Raw genomic sequence first — 13,846 nt, forward strand, 5'->3', positions numbered from 1 at the left:
CTCGCCGTGTGGACCCGGCCGGCGACCGGTGGGACGGGCGGGTTGATCGGCCCGTTGTGCCGGCTGTTGGCCGCCACCCTGACCGCCGCTTTCGTCCTGTCCATCGTCGGGGTGACCGTCGACATCGTGGGCTGGCAGTGCGCCCCCTACCGCCCCTGCGTGCGGGGACGCGGCTACCTCGGCTGGCTGGCCGACATACCGCTCGGGCCGCGTCTGGCGGTGCTCGCGCTGGTGCCGATCGCCGCGCTGCGGCTGCTGTGGTGGCTCGGCGAGCGGTCCGCCCGGGCGTTCGAGGCGTTCCCCGCCGCGCGCGGCCAGGACCGCACCAGCGGCGGGGAGGACCGGATCGACCGCCACGGCTTCTGGAACGACGCGCTCGTGGTGCAGCGACTACGGGCCATCCACGTCGGGGTCGGGCTCGGCACGGTCGATGTGATGCTGCTTGGCGCGAAGATCCACCGGCATCCCACGGCGGTCGCGTACGCGCTCTTCGCCGCAGCCTGGTTCCTGCTCGCGGCCTGTGCCGTCCTGCTCTGCCTGCCCTCCCGGTCCGCCGCCGACGGGCCGGGTCGGGGGCCGGTCGACCTGCGCGGCATCCGAGCCCTGCGACTGGCCTCCTACGGGCTGACCCTGCTGGCCCTCGCCTATACCGCGGTGCCCCTGTCGACGGGTCCGCCACAGGGGCAGTTGCCCGGGTACGAGGGCGCGGTGGCCGCGTTGATCGCGGTCCAGACCGCTCTGCTGGTTGCCCTCGTCGTCGCCACCATGCACCAGCGGCGACGCAGCCAGGCCGCCGGCTCGTCGTGGCTGAGCGGGCTGGCCACCCCGGTACTCGCCGTCGCGGCGGTCGCCGCCGCGTACGGGTTCTCCGCCGCCCTGGTGTACCGGGTCGCCGACTTCCTCGACCGCGGAACGATACCGAATCCCGTTCGGCCGAACGTGCCCGGCGCGCCGCCGCTGGAGCCGCCGGTCTCCTACCGCTGGGCGGCGCTCGCCGGCCTGGCGGCGGTCATGGTCGTCGCCGCGACCACGCTCTGGCAGCTCACGGCAACCCGGCGACGACGACGACTCCTCGCCGACAAGATCGTCCAGCGGGACTTTCCCGACCCACCGCCGGAAGCCCTGCCCCGATGGACCGCCGTCCGGGAGGCCGTCGCCCGGGCCGCCCTCGCCGAGCAGCTCAGCCCGGTCTTCATCCTGTTCCTGGTGTTGTCGCTGCTCGGTGTCGCTACGACCGCGCTGGACGTGGCCGGCATCGGGCCGTCTGACCTGAGCAAGAAGCTGGCACACACCAACGGCACGGCGACCACGGACCTGGCGCTCGCCACCGACGTCGGGATCTACGTCATCGGCCTGGTCGGGCTCGGCATCGTCGTACTCGGGCTGCTGTCCTACCGCTCCGAAGGAACCCGCCGCACCGTCGCCGTGATCTGGGACCTCGGCACCTTCTGGCCCCGCACCGTCCACCCCTTCGCACCACCCTGCTACGCCGAACGCGCCGTACCCGAACTCGCCAAACGCATCACCGCACTCACCACCCGGGGCGACGTCATCCTCTCCGGCCACTCCCACGGCTCCGTCCTCGCCGCCGCCACCCTCCTCCAACTACCCGAAGAAGTCCTCCCCCGAGTAGCCCTACTCACCCACGGCAGTCCGCTGCACCGCCTCTACGCCCGACTCTGCCCCGCCTTCCTCGGCGACCAGGTCCTCCACGAAGTCGGCAACCGCATCAACTGGCGATGGATCAACCTGTGGCGCAACACCGACCCCATCGGCGGCCCACTGTTCTCCGCCCACCGGCCCGGCGAACCACCCCGCACCCACGGACCCGCCGGCACCGTCGACCGACGACTACGCGACCCGAGCGGCATCACCGTCGAACTCGACGACACCGTCCCCCCACCAATCAACCGACACTGGCCCTACCACACCGACCCGGTCTACGAAGCCGCCGTACGTGAACTCGCCGGCCGGCTCGACCCGAGCGGGCGCCCGTCACCGCACCGCGACCGGTAGGCGGGGCGCCGCGCGGTGGTCGCCGTCCGGGCGCTACCGCCCGGACGGCGGCGCCTGCGGTACGCGGTGGCCATCGGAGCCCGCAGGCTGTTCGGCGGGCCGCTCCCCCGGCCCTTGCGCCGGCCCCTTGGCGAGCTGGTCGAAGAAGCGCAGCAACTCGACCGGGAACGGCATCACCAGCGTGCTGTTCTTCTCCGCGGCGACGTCCACCACGGTCTGCAACAGCCGGAGTTGGTACGCACCCGGAGTGTTGGCCATCCGCCGGGACGCGTCGGCGAGCCGGGTGGAGGCCTGGAACTCGCCGTCCGCGGCGATCACCCGGGCCCGCCGCTCCCGCTCGGCCTCGGCCTGCCGCGACATGGACCGCTTCATCGTCTCCGGCAGCGACACGTCCTTGACCTCGACCCGCTCGATGAGCAGCCCCCAGGGCTTCTCGGTCGGTGCGTCGATGTGCGCCTTGAGCTCGGCGTTGATCTGTTCCCGGTTGCTGAGCAGGGTGTCCAGGTCCGCCTTGCCGATCACCGATCGCAGCGCCGTCTGGGCCACCTGCAACACCGCCGCCGGATAGTCGTGCACGTTGATCAGCGCCTTCACCGGGTCCACCACTCGGTAGTAGACCACCGCGTCCACGGTCAGAGTCACGTTGTCGCGGGTGATCGCGCCTTGCGCCGGGATGCCAATCACGACGGTTTGCATGCTGACCCGCGCCATTCGGTCAGCGATCGGGATGATCAGGTGCAGACCGGGCTGCCGTACGTCGCCCAGCACCCGGCCGAAGCGGAACACGATGCCGCGCTGGTACTGCTGCACCAGGCGTACGCTCAACGCCAGCCCGAGCAGCACCGCGACGACGATCACGACGGCGATCACGACGACCGTTACCATGGCACCCCCGGTCCGGGAAGCCAGCGCCTCCACGGAGCGCCGGATACCCGCCCCCGTTACGATCAGTCGCCACCCGCGTCGGACAAATGCGGCGGACTCCGCGCCGCACTCGAAGCCGGCACCGACCCCAGCGTTCCGGCTACCGCGCCCAGTCTCGGCAGATGTCTATGCAGCGCGCTACGGACTTCGTACATCTGCCTGATGACGACCAATCGGGCCTTTTCGTAGCGTGCGCATGGTGGTCAAGTCGGCGCGTCAGGTGAGCGTTGCCGGCGGACCGGATGGGGAGGGACGCCATGAGGGCGATCGTTTCGGTCGGCGCAGCGATGGCGATGCTAGCCGTTACTTCACCGGCGCTCGCCGCCGAACGGGTCGAGACGCAGACGATCGTCATTGCGGACGGAGTCACCCAGCCGGTGTTCGGCTACGCCGATGCCATTCGCGAGCGGGTCTGGGTCGAGACCGACTTCGACAGCGACCGGGACGGCGTCAAGGACGCCATCCGTGTCGACATCATCCGGCCAGCCGCCACCGAGCAGGGCCTGAAGGCGCCCGTCATCATCGACAACAGCCCGTACTACACGACCCTCGGCCGCGGTAACGAGTCCGAGCTCAAGGCCGACGTCGACGGTGACGGCCTCCTCGACCGGTGGCCACTGTTCTACGACAACTACTTCGTGCCCCGTGGCTACGGCGTCGCACTCGTCGACATGATCGGTACGGCCGGTTCCACCGGCTGCCCGACCATCCAGGGCGCGAATGAGAACGCCTCCGGACCGGCGGTCATCGACTGGCTCAACGGCCGCCGCAGCGCGCACGACTCCACCGGCAATCCGGTGGTGGTCGACTGGCACAACGGCAAGTCCGGGATGATCGGAAAGTCGTACGACGGATCACTGGCGATGGCCGCAGCGGCGTCCGGCGTCGACGGCCTGGCCACCGTTGTTCCCATCGCGGGGCCGTACAACTACTACGACTACACGCGAAGCAACGGGGTCGTCACGCGTGGCAACAACTACCTGGTGTCGCTCGCCCGGACCATCACGGCTGACGACCCGGCACGTCAAGCCAGGTGCGCGCCGGTCTGGAATGAGATAGCGGCCAACGACGGCGACGAACACGGCGACTACACGCAGTTCTGGCACGAGCGGAACTACCTGGACGATGCCGCGAACATCAGGGCCAGCGTGTTCCTCGTCCACGGAATCCAGGACGACAACGTCCGGACCGACCACTTCAGCAAGTTCTGGCAGGCGCTGAAGACGTACGACATCCCACGCAAGCTGTGGATCGGCCGGGTCGGTCACATCGAGCCGTTCGACTTCCGCCGAGACGTGTGGGTCGACACGCTGCACCGGTGGTTCGACTACTGGCTCCACGGGATCAGCAACGGGATCATGGACAAGCCGAAGGTCGATGTGGAACCGTCCATCGGCGTCTGGGAGCAGCACGCCGACTGGCCGATCCCCCGCACCGGGAACGTCAACCTCTGGCTGCGTCCCGGCGTCGACAGCGCCGGCGAACTCGCACTCACCCCGGCCCAGGGTGCGCCGACGACCCGTTCGTTCGTCGACAACCCCAGTCAGCTCGAAACAGCGATGATCAACAACCCGGACCAGTCCAACGCGAACCGCCTGGCCTTCCTGTCCCCGCCGCTCGCCGAGGACCTGCGTATCTCCGGCACCCCGGTGGTCAACCTGACTGCGTCGTCGAACCTCGACGGGGCATACTTCGGCGCGATGCTCGTCGAATATGGACCGAGCACGCAGAACAGCCGGACCGGCGACGGAATCCTCCAGACGGCGCTGCCCGAAGAGTGCTACGGCGAATCGAGCCCATTCGACGACGGGTGCTACCGGCCCATCACGTACCGGCCGACCAACGTCACGCAATGGCGGGTCTCCAAAGGAGTCCTCGACGGGCAGAACCGCAACTCCGTCGAGGTTGTCGAGCCCATGAACCCCGGCCAGATGTACGAGCTCAGCATTCCGCTCCTGCCGGAGGACTACGTCTTCTCCGCAGGCAACCGGATCGGCGTCATCATCGTCGGCAGCTACCGCAGCTACTCAGCCGAAACGCTCACATCGCGACCGACCATCACCGTCAACACCAAAATCAGTCACCTCGCCCTGCCGGTGCTCGGCGGTCAGCAAGCCGCCCGTCGAGCCGGCATCCCGCATCACTAGTGCGGTGTCCGGACTGGCGGCCGGCGCCGGCGGGCGTCGGCCGCCGTACGCCGGGTTGTGGGATGGCTGTTCGGTCGGCCTTGTCGCTACTGGCCGTTCGTCGTCTCGACGCGGGCGATGAGCAGCTTCAGTCGCGCGATCTCCTCGGCGAGCGCGGCGTTGCCCGACGAGGTGAGGGTGATCCAGGTCCGGCCGCGCCGCCCGGCGTAGCCCTTCTCGACCTGGACAAGACCGGCGTTCTCCAGCACGCTCAGGTGCTGGGAGAGGTTGCCGGCGGTCAGTTCCAGCTGGGTGCGCAGGTAGCCGAACTCGACCCGGCGGGCCTCGTGCGCGATGGTGAGGATGCCGAGCCGGACCCGCTGGTGCACCACGTCGTCGAGCCCGGTGACCGGATGCGGGGATCCGTTCTCGTCCGGCTCTGGGGTGTCGACGGGGCCGGTCACCGGGGCCGCCGCAGCCGTTGCGCCAGCGCGAAGCCGACGCTGCCCAGGAGCAGCGCGCCGCCGTTGATGACCAGTTGGGGCACGAACCAGGTTGACGGACCCCAGTGCGCGCCCCAGCCGAAGTTGATCGGCACCAGCACCACCGTCAGGTACCCGATGGCGAAGAGCAGCAGCGCAACGTGCCGCTCCAGCCAGGCCAGCAACAGCAGGGCCAACCCGATCGCGCCGGGCGGGTCGAGCAGCCGGAACAGGAAATGGGCAAAGGCGGACGGCTCCTCCGGGTAGGCCAGCGGGTTGAGGCGGACCCACACCGCCGCGAAGGCGAAACCCAGCCCGACGAGCGCGACGCCGGTGACCGCGTACGGCAGCACCCGGGCGTCCACGCCCCGGGCCCGGGCCACCCGCAGGTACCCGCCGGCGATCACCACGTACGCCAGGACCAGCGCCGCCAACCAGTAGAACGTGACGGTCTGGAACCAGACCTTGCACACCTGACCGTCGTTCACCGCGTGGCAGTCGCTGACGACATGCCCGTACCGGTACGCCGTGATTGCCCCGAATGTCACCACGGCCAGCACCAGCAGCGGCAGCCACGTCACCCGCTGGTCAAGACGAACCCGGCGCGCGAGGACGCGCGCGTCAGCCAGCAGCCGGCGGGGATCGCCGCCGGCAGGAGCCGCATCAGAAGTCATGCCAATAGGTTTCCATAACAAACTGATTGGCGCTAGTGGCGATGACGATCCCACTGACAATCCCACTGACAACGAGATGGCGAACGACCGAACAGGTAGCCGATGCGAGTGCGTCAGCGCAGCGTCTGTGTGCCGATGACGGAGAGCAGCTGTAACTTTTCGTGGCTTTCGCTGCCGGGAATGGCGGTGTAGACGAGCAGCGAATGGGCCTGGTCCGGGTCGACCAGCCGCTGGCAGGTCAGCTCCAGCACGCCGAGCTCGGGGTGGACGAAGTGCTTGACCTCGTTGGGGCGGATCCCGACCTCGTGGTGGTTCCACACCTGCCGGAACTCCTCGCTCCGGGCGAGCAGGAGGTCGGCGAGGTGCGCAGCCCGGGAACCAGGACCCCGCAGCGTGGCCACCTCGCGCAGCCCTGAGACGAACATGCGGGTAAGGAACGGATGGTCGTCGAGAGCGTAGAGCTGTCGCGTGTCGGCGTCGGTGAACCATCGGTAGCCGAGGCTGCGAGCCGGGCCGCTGTAGCTGGTCGTGTCGCCGGTGAGCGCGACCCCGAGCGCGGTCTGTCGCAGGGTCTCGCCGAGTTCGGTGACGATCTCCGCGGGAGTGTCGTGCAGGCGGTCGAGGATGCGCAGCAGGCCGGGGCTGATGTGCGTGCTGACCTCGCCGCGAGTGGGTGGGTTGTGTCCGGCGAGCCGGAAGAGGTGGTCGCGCTCGTCCAGGGAGAGGTGGAGTCCTTGCGCAATGGAGGCGATCATCTGCTCGGACGGCTGGGGTCCGCGCTCCCGCTCGAGCCGGGAGTAGTAGTCGGTCGACATGTGGCAGAGCGCGGCCACCTCCTCCCGCCGGAGCCCGCTCGTCCGGCGGCGTTGGCCGAGCGGGAGGCCGACGTCCGTGGGTTGCAGCGACTCCCGGCGGCGCCGGAGGAACTCCGCCAGTCCGGTCCGGTCGATCGCCATGTGTGCCTCCTTCGGTGCTGCCTCGTTTCTACCGGCCGTTTCTCACCGCATCCACGGATTGTCGATCCCCCCTTCTCGACCCGGACGGCTCCAGGCTCCCGGACAGCTGTCCCTGCTGGTCACCGCCGGCGATCCGGTAACCGTCGGTCGGCCGTCTCCGGCACGGGTCCGGCCGGAACCTGGCCTTCCTGATCCTGGGATCGAGCGGCCCTGAATAACGCCGGCTGTCTCCCCGACGCTGGAGGCAACGACAACTTCCAGGAGTGCTGACATGCCAGCCAGACCCATCGACATCACCGTCTCCGATCTGTCCGGAAAGCGTGCGGTCGTCACCGGAGCGAGCGACGGCATCGGGCTCGGCCTCGCCACCAGGCTCGCCGCGGCCGGGGCCGAAGTGCTCCTGCCCGTCCGGAATCCGCGCAAGGGCGCAGCCGCGATCACCACGATCCGTCAGCGGCACCCGAACGCGAACGTGTCGCTCCGCGAGCTCGACCTCTCCTCGCTCGCCTCCGTCGCAACCCTCGGCGAGGTCTTGCGAGAGGAGGGCCAGCCGATCCACATCCTCATCAACAACGCCGGCGTGATGACCCCGCCTGATCGACAGCGGACCGCCGATGGGTTCGAGCTGCAGTTCGGCACCAACCACCTCGGGCACTTCGCCCTCGTGGGCCACCTGTTGCCGCTACTTCGAGCCGGCCAGGCACGCGTGACCTCGCAGCTCAGCATCGCGGCGAACCGGAACGCCATCAACTGGGACGACTTGAACTGGGAGCGGTCGTATCACGGCTTCCGTGCGTACAGCCAGTCGAAGATCGCGTTCGGGCTCTTCGGCCTCGAACTTGCCAGGCGCAGTCAGGCCGACGGGTGGGGCATCACAAGCAACCTGTCTCATCCGGGGGTCGCTCCGACGAGCCTGCTCGCCGCTCGCCCCGAGGTCGGACGCGATCGGGACACCAACGGCGTACGCATGATCCGGGCCTTGTCTGCCCGCGGCATCCTCGCCGGGACAGTCCAGACCGCGCAGCTTCCCGCCCTCTACGCCGCTACCTCCCCCGACGCCCAGAACGCCCGGTTCTACGGGCCGAGTGGGCTCGGGCACATGAGTGGCCCTCCTGGGGAGCAGAAGCTCTTCTCCCGCCTCCGTAGCACCGCGGACGCCCAACGCGTCTGGCACGTCTCCCAAGAACTGACGAAGGTGTCGTTTCCCAACGGCTGAGGCGCTCGACGCGGCGATCGGCACGGGCTAGTGCTATTCGGCGGGGACCTCCTCGTCCACCCGTGCCGCGCCAGCGACGTGGTAAACCCCGGACACCGCCTCGACCGGCAACGACGCGTAGACGTGCGGGAACGATCCGCCGCTCGGGGCATCCTCCCACCGCAACACATCGCCGAGCGTGGACGCATCGAGCGCGACGACGACGAGTTGCGGCTGATCGCCGAACACACGTGCCGCTGTGCCAGGCACCTGCGCCCGCGACGAGCAATGGATGAAACCGCTGTCTCGGTCGAACGGCGATCCGTCGAAGCTGCCGGCAGCTTGGAATTCAGCCCATTCGCCGGGCAACAGGATCTTGTAGATCAGCACGGCGTCATCCTGCCAGAGCGTGAGCGACGGGACGCCGCACTCGGCGTGCCCCTGTTGACCTCTACCCGGACGAGCACCTGGCGCAGAACGCACTGGAGGCCTGTGCCATGTCGAGGACGGGCGGTCTCAGGTCAACGACGCGTACCACTGGGCGCCGGTCACCCGGATCCGCCTGGACTGCTTGCGGTTCCACTCCACGCGCATGCCGTACCCGCGCAGCACCGGAAAGGCGATCTCGTCCAACAGCCGTTCCAGGTCGGCCTGGTAGCGGGCCTGCTGTTCGGCCTCTGGCAGGGCGGCGTAGGCAACCTCGTCGAAGTCCGCCGGCGGGTAGGCGCCGTAGCCGAGGTAGACCTCGCCGTCCTCGCTCGCGAGCAGCGACTCCGTGTCCTGCTGGTGGTACCAGAGGTACCCGTGCCAGTGCCGGGAGTCGTCCCGCTCGTCGTGGATCTCGGCGGCCGCGCAGGTGCCACAGCAGCTGAAGTTCTCCCTGGCCACCACGCCGAGCGCGTTGAGATCGGCGAAGGCGCGGGTGAGGTTGCTCCGCACCTCACCCCACTCACGCTGCTGCTCCCGCCGGACCGCCAACGCCTTCTCGTACGCCGCCCTGAGCTCCTCGTCGGTGGCGCCGTGGCGCTGCTCGTCCTCGTCGAGGAAATCCACGAACTCGTCGGCGTCGTCCTCGCCGCGCACGACCCAGTCCCAGATCTCGTCCTCGATCTCCCCACGACCCGGCTCCGCGATCCGCTCCGCCAGGAACCTGACACCCTCAGGGCGATCGTTGTAGCTCCATCCAGTCACGACGACGATCTTCACACGGACCTATGACAACCTGAGCCGCCCCGAGTCTGGTGGGGGTCTCGACCAGCCCCGGGCGGCTCATAGCCCCCGCTCTCAGCCGCCGATTCCGCGGCAGTTCCGAGAAAGCGTTCCGCGAACGTGCGATACACGGGTGTGCCCGGTAGGCCATCGCGGATGGCGAACACCACGTGGTCGAATCGGTCGACCACGTGCAGCGCCTCGGCGAACGCGCCAGCCACCGTAGCGGGATCGTTGCGGAAACCCCACACCCCCACGCGCCCAACACGATCGTCCGATGTCCGTGCGCAGCCGCGACCTCCAGCACCCGCCGGGCACGCCGGACCAGCACCGCCGGCACATCCGCAGCGTCCACGGGCTGGTTGCGCACGACCGCACCAAGGTTGGGCGCCGCGGCGGTCAGAAATGACGTCGTGTATGGCTGGTCGAGCAGGTTGCCCTTGTCGTCCCGGAACACCGGCACGCCCGGGGAGTAGATGACCCGGTCGCTGTACCGCAGATCCCGCTGCCCACGGTGGAATGCGTAGAACTCCGGCGCGACAAGTAGACACTGGTACCGCGCCGACGAGCGAGCGATACTCTCCTCCTGCGCCTTCGCCCCGCCGAGGAACCCGCCACCCGGGTTCTTCGCCGAGGCGAACACCAGACACGCCGCACCAGGCCCAAGCCGGAAGGCGGCCTGCAACGTCGACTCGTACGTCACCTCCACCCTGCCGACGCCGGGCTCCGTGTCCCCCACCACGAGCGTCTCATCGGGAAGGTAATGACGAGTGCCGGCGACCGCGGCCCGTACCGCCCCGCCGATGCCGACCTCATCACCGACGCCATTGCGATAGCGTCCCGCCTCGGCGATCGCGACCGTCTGCCGAGCAATCTCGCGAAGACGACCACTCACTCGGCGTACCGAGATGCATCAGGACCAATATTCTGCACATGGAGCAAGCTCGATGATTTCGCCAGTCAAGCTGTCCTGGTCGTCACCAAGATCGCGGACCGGTGCGCGCAGAAGCTATGAGGATCGGCGCGATGTCGTCGTAGTCGTCCTCAAGCTCCGTGGCATGCCGGACGACGGCTGGCTGCCAAGGCTTCAGCACTGTCGATCATCCGCGTCACCATGTCACACGCCGCCCGATCCCAGCGCACACTCCCTATACCGTCCTAGGACATCGACTGCCGAGCGGCCAACTTGGGCACCCTCGGCTAACAGCCGCTCGGCCAGGCAACGGCCTGCGGGGCCGGTGGGGCTGGCCACCGCCATCGAGGAGGGCCGGGGCCTGTCCTCGATGAGCGGCGTGCTGGCCGGCTCCGCCTACCACCTGCTGCTGGTCTGGCGGCGGGGCCCCGGCCCGCGGTCAGCGCAGATGCCGGGCGAAGAACCCGGCCGCGTCCTCCCCTGCGAACAGCGGGACACCGGTGTGTCCGCCCATGTTGGCGTGCAGCGTTTTCTCCTTGGAGCCGAAGGCGTCGAACAGGTCCAGGGCCGCCTGCCGGTCGTTCCCTTCGTCATCCCACTGCAGCAGGACGTGCAGCGGAATGGTGACCTTTCGGGCCTCCTCGAACATGGTGCGAGGCACGAAACTCCCGGCGAAGAAGCCGGCGGCCACGATGCGCGGCTCGACCACCGCAAGCCGGATGCCGACGGAGATCACTCCCCCCGAGTACCCGACCGGGCCGCCGATCTCGGGCAGCGACAGGAGGGCGTCCAGAGCGGCCTGCGATTCCGGGACCGCCTTGTCGACGAGCGGGAGGATGAGGGCGTCGATGATCTCGTCACTGACCGGCTCGCCGGCCTCCAGCGCCCGGCGCAGGTCGGCGCGGGCCTGCTCGGCGGCGGCCCAACAGGGCCGGTCACCGCTCCCGGGGAGCTCGATGGTGGCCGCAGCGAAGCCATCCGCCGCCGCGTGCCGGGCCCGCGCCGCCAGGCGGGGGTACATCTTGTGCAGTCCGAGCGGGGGGTGGCCGAGCAGGATCAGCGGGACCGGCGCCGATGCGGATACGGGCGTCCACAGGATGCCGGGGATCTCGCCGAGGGTGAATTCGCGTTCGAGGACGCCGTCATCGAGGCGCTGTTCAGAAGTGAATCGCATGGTCGTGCCTTTCGGGAGTGCTCGCGAACGGCGCCCCCGGACGACCTATCGCCCGACCGTGACCCCAGAGGGGAGCACCCATGTCGAAACGTTCACGGGTACCACCTCCTCGGTCTCTCGCACGGCATCCGGAAACTAGCAGCGCCCGCCGTGATCCGCCAAACGGGTTTCAGCGCAGGCCCCGTGGCCGGATGCCACGGACAGGCCGCACGCGGCACCTGCAAGATCAGTCGTACGCGGCTCTGCACCACAACCAGTACGCCGACGGTAGGCACGACACCTGGCGCCCGACTCGGCGCCAACACCACCATCCGTTTCGCCGCGTCCGAAGTATCGCAGCCGGCCAGCATGTCGTGACCGACGTCGAACCCGCGGGACCAGGGAATCAAGAGCTCCTAACGGTCTGCACCGTCGACCCGGTTTCCGTGTTCGTTTCTCCGGGAGGCGTGGTTTTGGGGCCGCGGAGCACGGTGTAGATGAACAGGGCAGCCATGACAGCCACGCCGACCCACATGGCTTGCTGCCAGCCGGTGATGAACGCGTCCTGGGCTGCGGTGATGAGCTGGTCGGCGTGTGGGCCGGCGTTCTGGCTCACGGCGGCTGCGTTGGCGATGCCTCCGCGTGCGGTGTCGGCGATCGAGTCGGGAACACCGTCGAGGTGGGGGTTGATCGCGGCCTGGTAGCCGGCGGTGAGCAGTCCCCCGAGGAGGGCGATGCCGAGGGCCGCGCCGAGTTCGCGGGTGAGGTCGTTGAGCGCGGAGGCGACACCTTGCTGCTCGCGCGGGAGCGAGGAGGTGATCGCTTCGGTGGAGGGCGTCATCGCGAGACCCGCGCCGAGGCCCATGGCGATCAGGCCGGGGAGCACGGTGAGGTAGCCGCCGTCGACGGAGACGAGCGCGGCCATGAGCGCGAGCCCGACTCCTGCGATGAGGAGCCCGGTGGCCATGGTGACGCGGGCCCCGATGCTGGCGGCGACCCTGGGGGCGAGTCCGGAGGCGAACATCATGAGCAGTGCCATCGGCATCATGCCGAGAGTCGACAGGAGGCCGCTCCATCCGAGGACGACCTGGAAGAACGGGTAGAGCACGAGCGAGACGCCCGCCTGGACTCCGAAGAGCACCAGCAGCAGGGTCGACCCGCTCGACAGTCCCCGCGTGCTGAAGTGCCGCACATCCAGCAGAGGGACGGGGGTACGAAGCTCCCACACGATGAATACGACGGTGGCGATGATGGCTGCGCCGAGGGTGCCCAGGATCAGGGGGGCCTTCCATCCGAGGGCGGGTGCCTCGTGCAGGGCGTAGGTGAACCCGACGGCAGCGATGATCGAGGTGATCGCACCCACGATGTCGAAGCGCCCGATGGCGTGCTCGCGGGAATTCGGGACCGAGCCAGCCGCGATCACGGCGGCAGCGATCGTGAGGACGATCGGCAGGACGAACAGCCATCGCCAGGTAGCGACGTCCACCAGTAGCGCGGACAGGTACATGCCGAGGATGCCGCCGCCTCCGGCGACCGCGGTCCATACACCGATCGCTTTGGAGCGTTCCCCGTCGGGGAAGGACGCGGTGATCACCGAGAGGGTGACGGGCATGATCATCGCCGCGCCCGCGCCGCTGAGGAGGCGGGCGGTGAGCATGACCTCGACACTGGGTGCGATCGCGGCGGCGATGTTGGCGATGCCGAACACCGCCATGCCGAGCAGGAGGACGGGTTTGCGGCCCCACCGGTCCCCGACCGCCCCCAGCGGCAGCAGGAGGGCCGCGAGGGTGAGGGTGTAGGTGTTGATGATCCACAGCACCTCTCCCTGGGAGGCGTCGAAGGTGACGGCGAGCTGCGGCTGGGCAACGTTCAGGCCGGAGACGGAAGCGACCACGGCCATCAGCGCGATGCAGACGGCGAGGAGGATCGCGCGGCGTCTGCGCGGGTCCTCGATCACCGGCGCAGCGTCTGCCGCGTCCACGGGTTCGGGGGTGGTCATCTGTGTTCCTTTCAGTCAATGCACCCGGTAGTGGTCGCGTTTCCGGGCAGGAGTCATCAGCGCGACAGGCAATGCCTGCGCGCAGGTCAGTGCGTCCGAGCGCTTTAGAGCGACCGGCGATAGGACTGGCGGGGCTGCGGCGCGCCCTGGCACTTCGGCTGGCGGCGTTGTCGCCGTCGGCCATGCAACACCGGCATGG

12 protein-coding genes are annotated in these 13,846 nt (G+C 68.9%); 3 read left to right on the forward strand and 9 right to left on the reverse strand.

Annotated elements, in window-relative coordinates; translation table 11 throughout:
- On the forward strand, nt 1-2,016 hold a 2,016-nt coding region (locus AB0M52_RS19335; protein WP_363955280.1), incomplete at its 5' end, for a hypothetical protein.
- 33 nt (nt 2,017-2,049) lie between these two features.
- Here the strand turns inward: AB0M52_RS19335 and AB0M52_RS19340 are convergent.
- Complete coding sequence (locus tag AB0M52_RS19340; RefSeq protein WP_363955283.1) at nt 2,050-2,901, reverse strand: slipin family protein; 852 nt, start codon at nt 2,899-2,901, stop codon at nt 2,050-2,052.
- Between the two features lie 296 nt (nt 2,902-3,197).
- Between AB0M52_RS19340 and AB0M52_RS19345 the strand changes: the two genes are divergently transcribed.
- Nucleotides 3,198-5,087 (forward strand): CocE/NonD family hydrolase, encoded by a 1,890-nt coding sequence (locus tag AB0M52_RS19345; RefSeq protein ID WP_363955286.1) that lies wholly within the window; start codon nt 3,198-3,200, stop codon nt 5,085-5,087.
- Between the two features lie 86 nt (nt 5,088-5,173).
- Here the strand turns inward: AB0M52_RS19345 and AB0M52_RS19350 are convergent, their stop codons facing one another.
- From AB0M52_RS19350 to AB0M52_RS19360, 3 genes are all read right to left on the reverse strand, one after another.
- Complete coding sequence (locus AB0M52_RS19350; protein WP_363955289.1) at nt 5,174-5,530, reverse strand: transcriptional regulator; 357 nt, start codon at nt 5,528-5,530, stop codon at nt 5,174-5,176.
- Nucleotides 5,527-6,222 (reverse strand): hypothetical protein, encoded by a 696-nt coding sequence (locus tag AB0M52_RS19355; RefSeq protein WP_363955292.1) that lies wholly within the window; start codon nt 6,220-6,222, stop codon nt 5,527-5,529. Before AB0M52_RS19355 ends, AB0M52_RS19350 begins: the two co-directional genes overlap by 4 nt.
- A 113-nt stretch (nt 6,223-6,335) precedes the next feature.
- Nucleotides 6,336-7,178, reverse strand: a complete 843-nt coding sequence (locus tag AB0M52_RS19360) for a helix-turn-helix transcriptional regulator (RefSeq protein ID WP_363955294.1) — start codon at nt 7,176-7,178, stop codon at nt 6,336-6,338.
- Between the two features lie 271 nt (nt 7,179-7,449).
- Here AB0M52_RS19360 and AB0M52_RS19365 point away from each other — a divergent pair, with 271 nt between their 5' ends.
- The gene (locus AB0M52_RS19365; protein WP_363955297.1) at nt 7,450-8,394 is read left to right on the forward strand and encodes an SDR family oxidoreductase; all 945 of its coding nucleotides are present in this window, start codon (nt 7,450-7,452) and stop codon (nt 8,392-8,394) included.
- Nucleotides 8,395-8,427: 33 nt separating this feature from the next.
- Here the strand turns inward: AB0M52_RS19365 and AB0M52_RS19370 are convergent, their stop codons facing one another.
- The 5 genes from AB0M52_RS19370 to AB0M52_RS19390 all read right to left on the reverse strand — a co-directional run bounded on the left by AB0M52_RS19370 (nt 8,428) and on the right by AB0M52_RS19390 (nt 13,647).
- Entirely contained in the window at nt 8,428-8,763 is a 336-nt protein-coding gene (locus AB0M52_RS19370) for a DUF952 domain-containing protein (RefSeq protein ID WP_363955300.1), read from the reverse strand.
- Between the two features lie 126 nt (nt 8,764-8,889).
- Complete coding sequence (locus tag AB0M52_RS19375; RefSeq protein ID WP_363955303.1) at nt 8,890-9,564, reverse strand: hypothetical protein; 675 nt, start codon at nt 9,562-9,564, stop codon at nt 8,890-8,892.
- Nucleotides 9,533-10,477 carry a TIGR02452 family protein gene (locus AB0M52_RS19380; RefSeq protein WP_363955306.1) on the reverse strand — a complete coding sequence of 315 codons (945 nt, stop codon included), beginning with the start codon at nt 10,475-10,477 and terminating at the stop codon, nt 9,533-9,535. The genes AB0M52_RS19375 and AB0M52_RS19380 overlap by 32 nt, the downstream gene beginning before the upstream one ends.
- A 457-nt stretch (nt 10,478-10,934) precedes the next feature.
- Nucleotides 10,935-11,669, reverse strand: a complete 735-nt coding sequence (locus AB0M52_RS19385) for an alpha/beta hydrolase (RefSeq protein WP_363955308.1) — start codon at nt 11,667-11,669, stop codon at nt 10,935-10,937.
- 385 nt (nt 11,670-12,054) lie between these two features.
- On the reverse strand, nt 12,055-13,647 hold the full coding sequence (locus AB0M52_RS19390) for an MFS transporter (protein ID WP_363955311.1): 1,593 nt from the start codon (nt 13,645-13,647) through the stop codon (nt 12,055-12,057).
- Nucleotides 13,648-13,846: the final 199 nt, after the last annotated feature.

This window comes from Micromonospora sp. NPDC051296, assembly GCF_040682255.1.
Classification (GTDB): domain Bacteria; phylum Actinomycetota; class Actinomycetes; order Mycobacteriales; family Micromonosporaceae; genus Micromonospora; species Micromonospora craterilacus.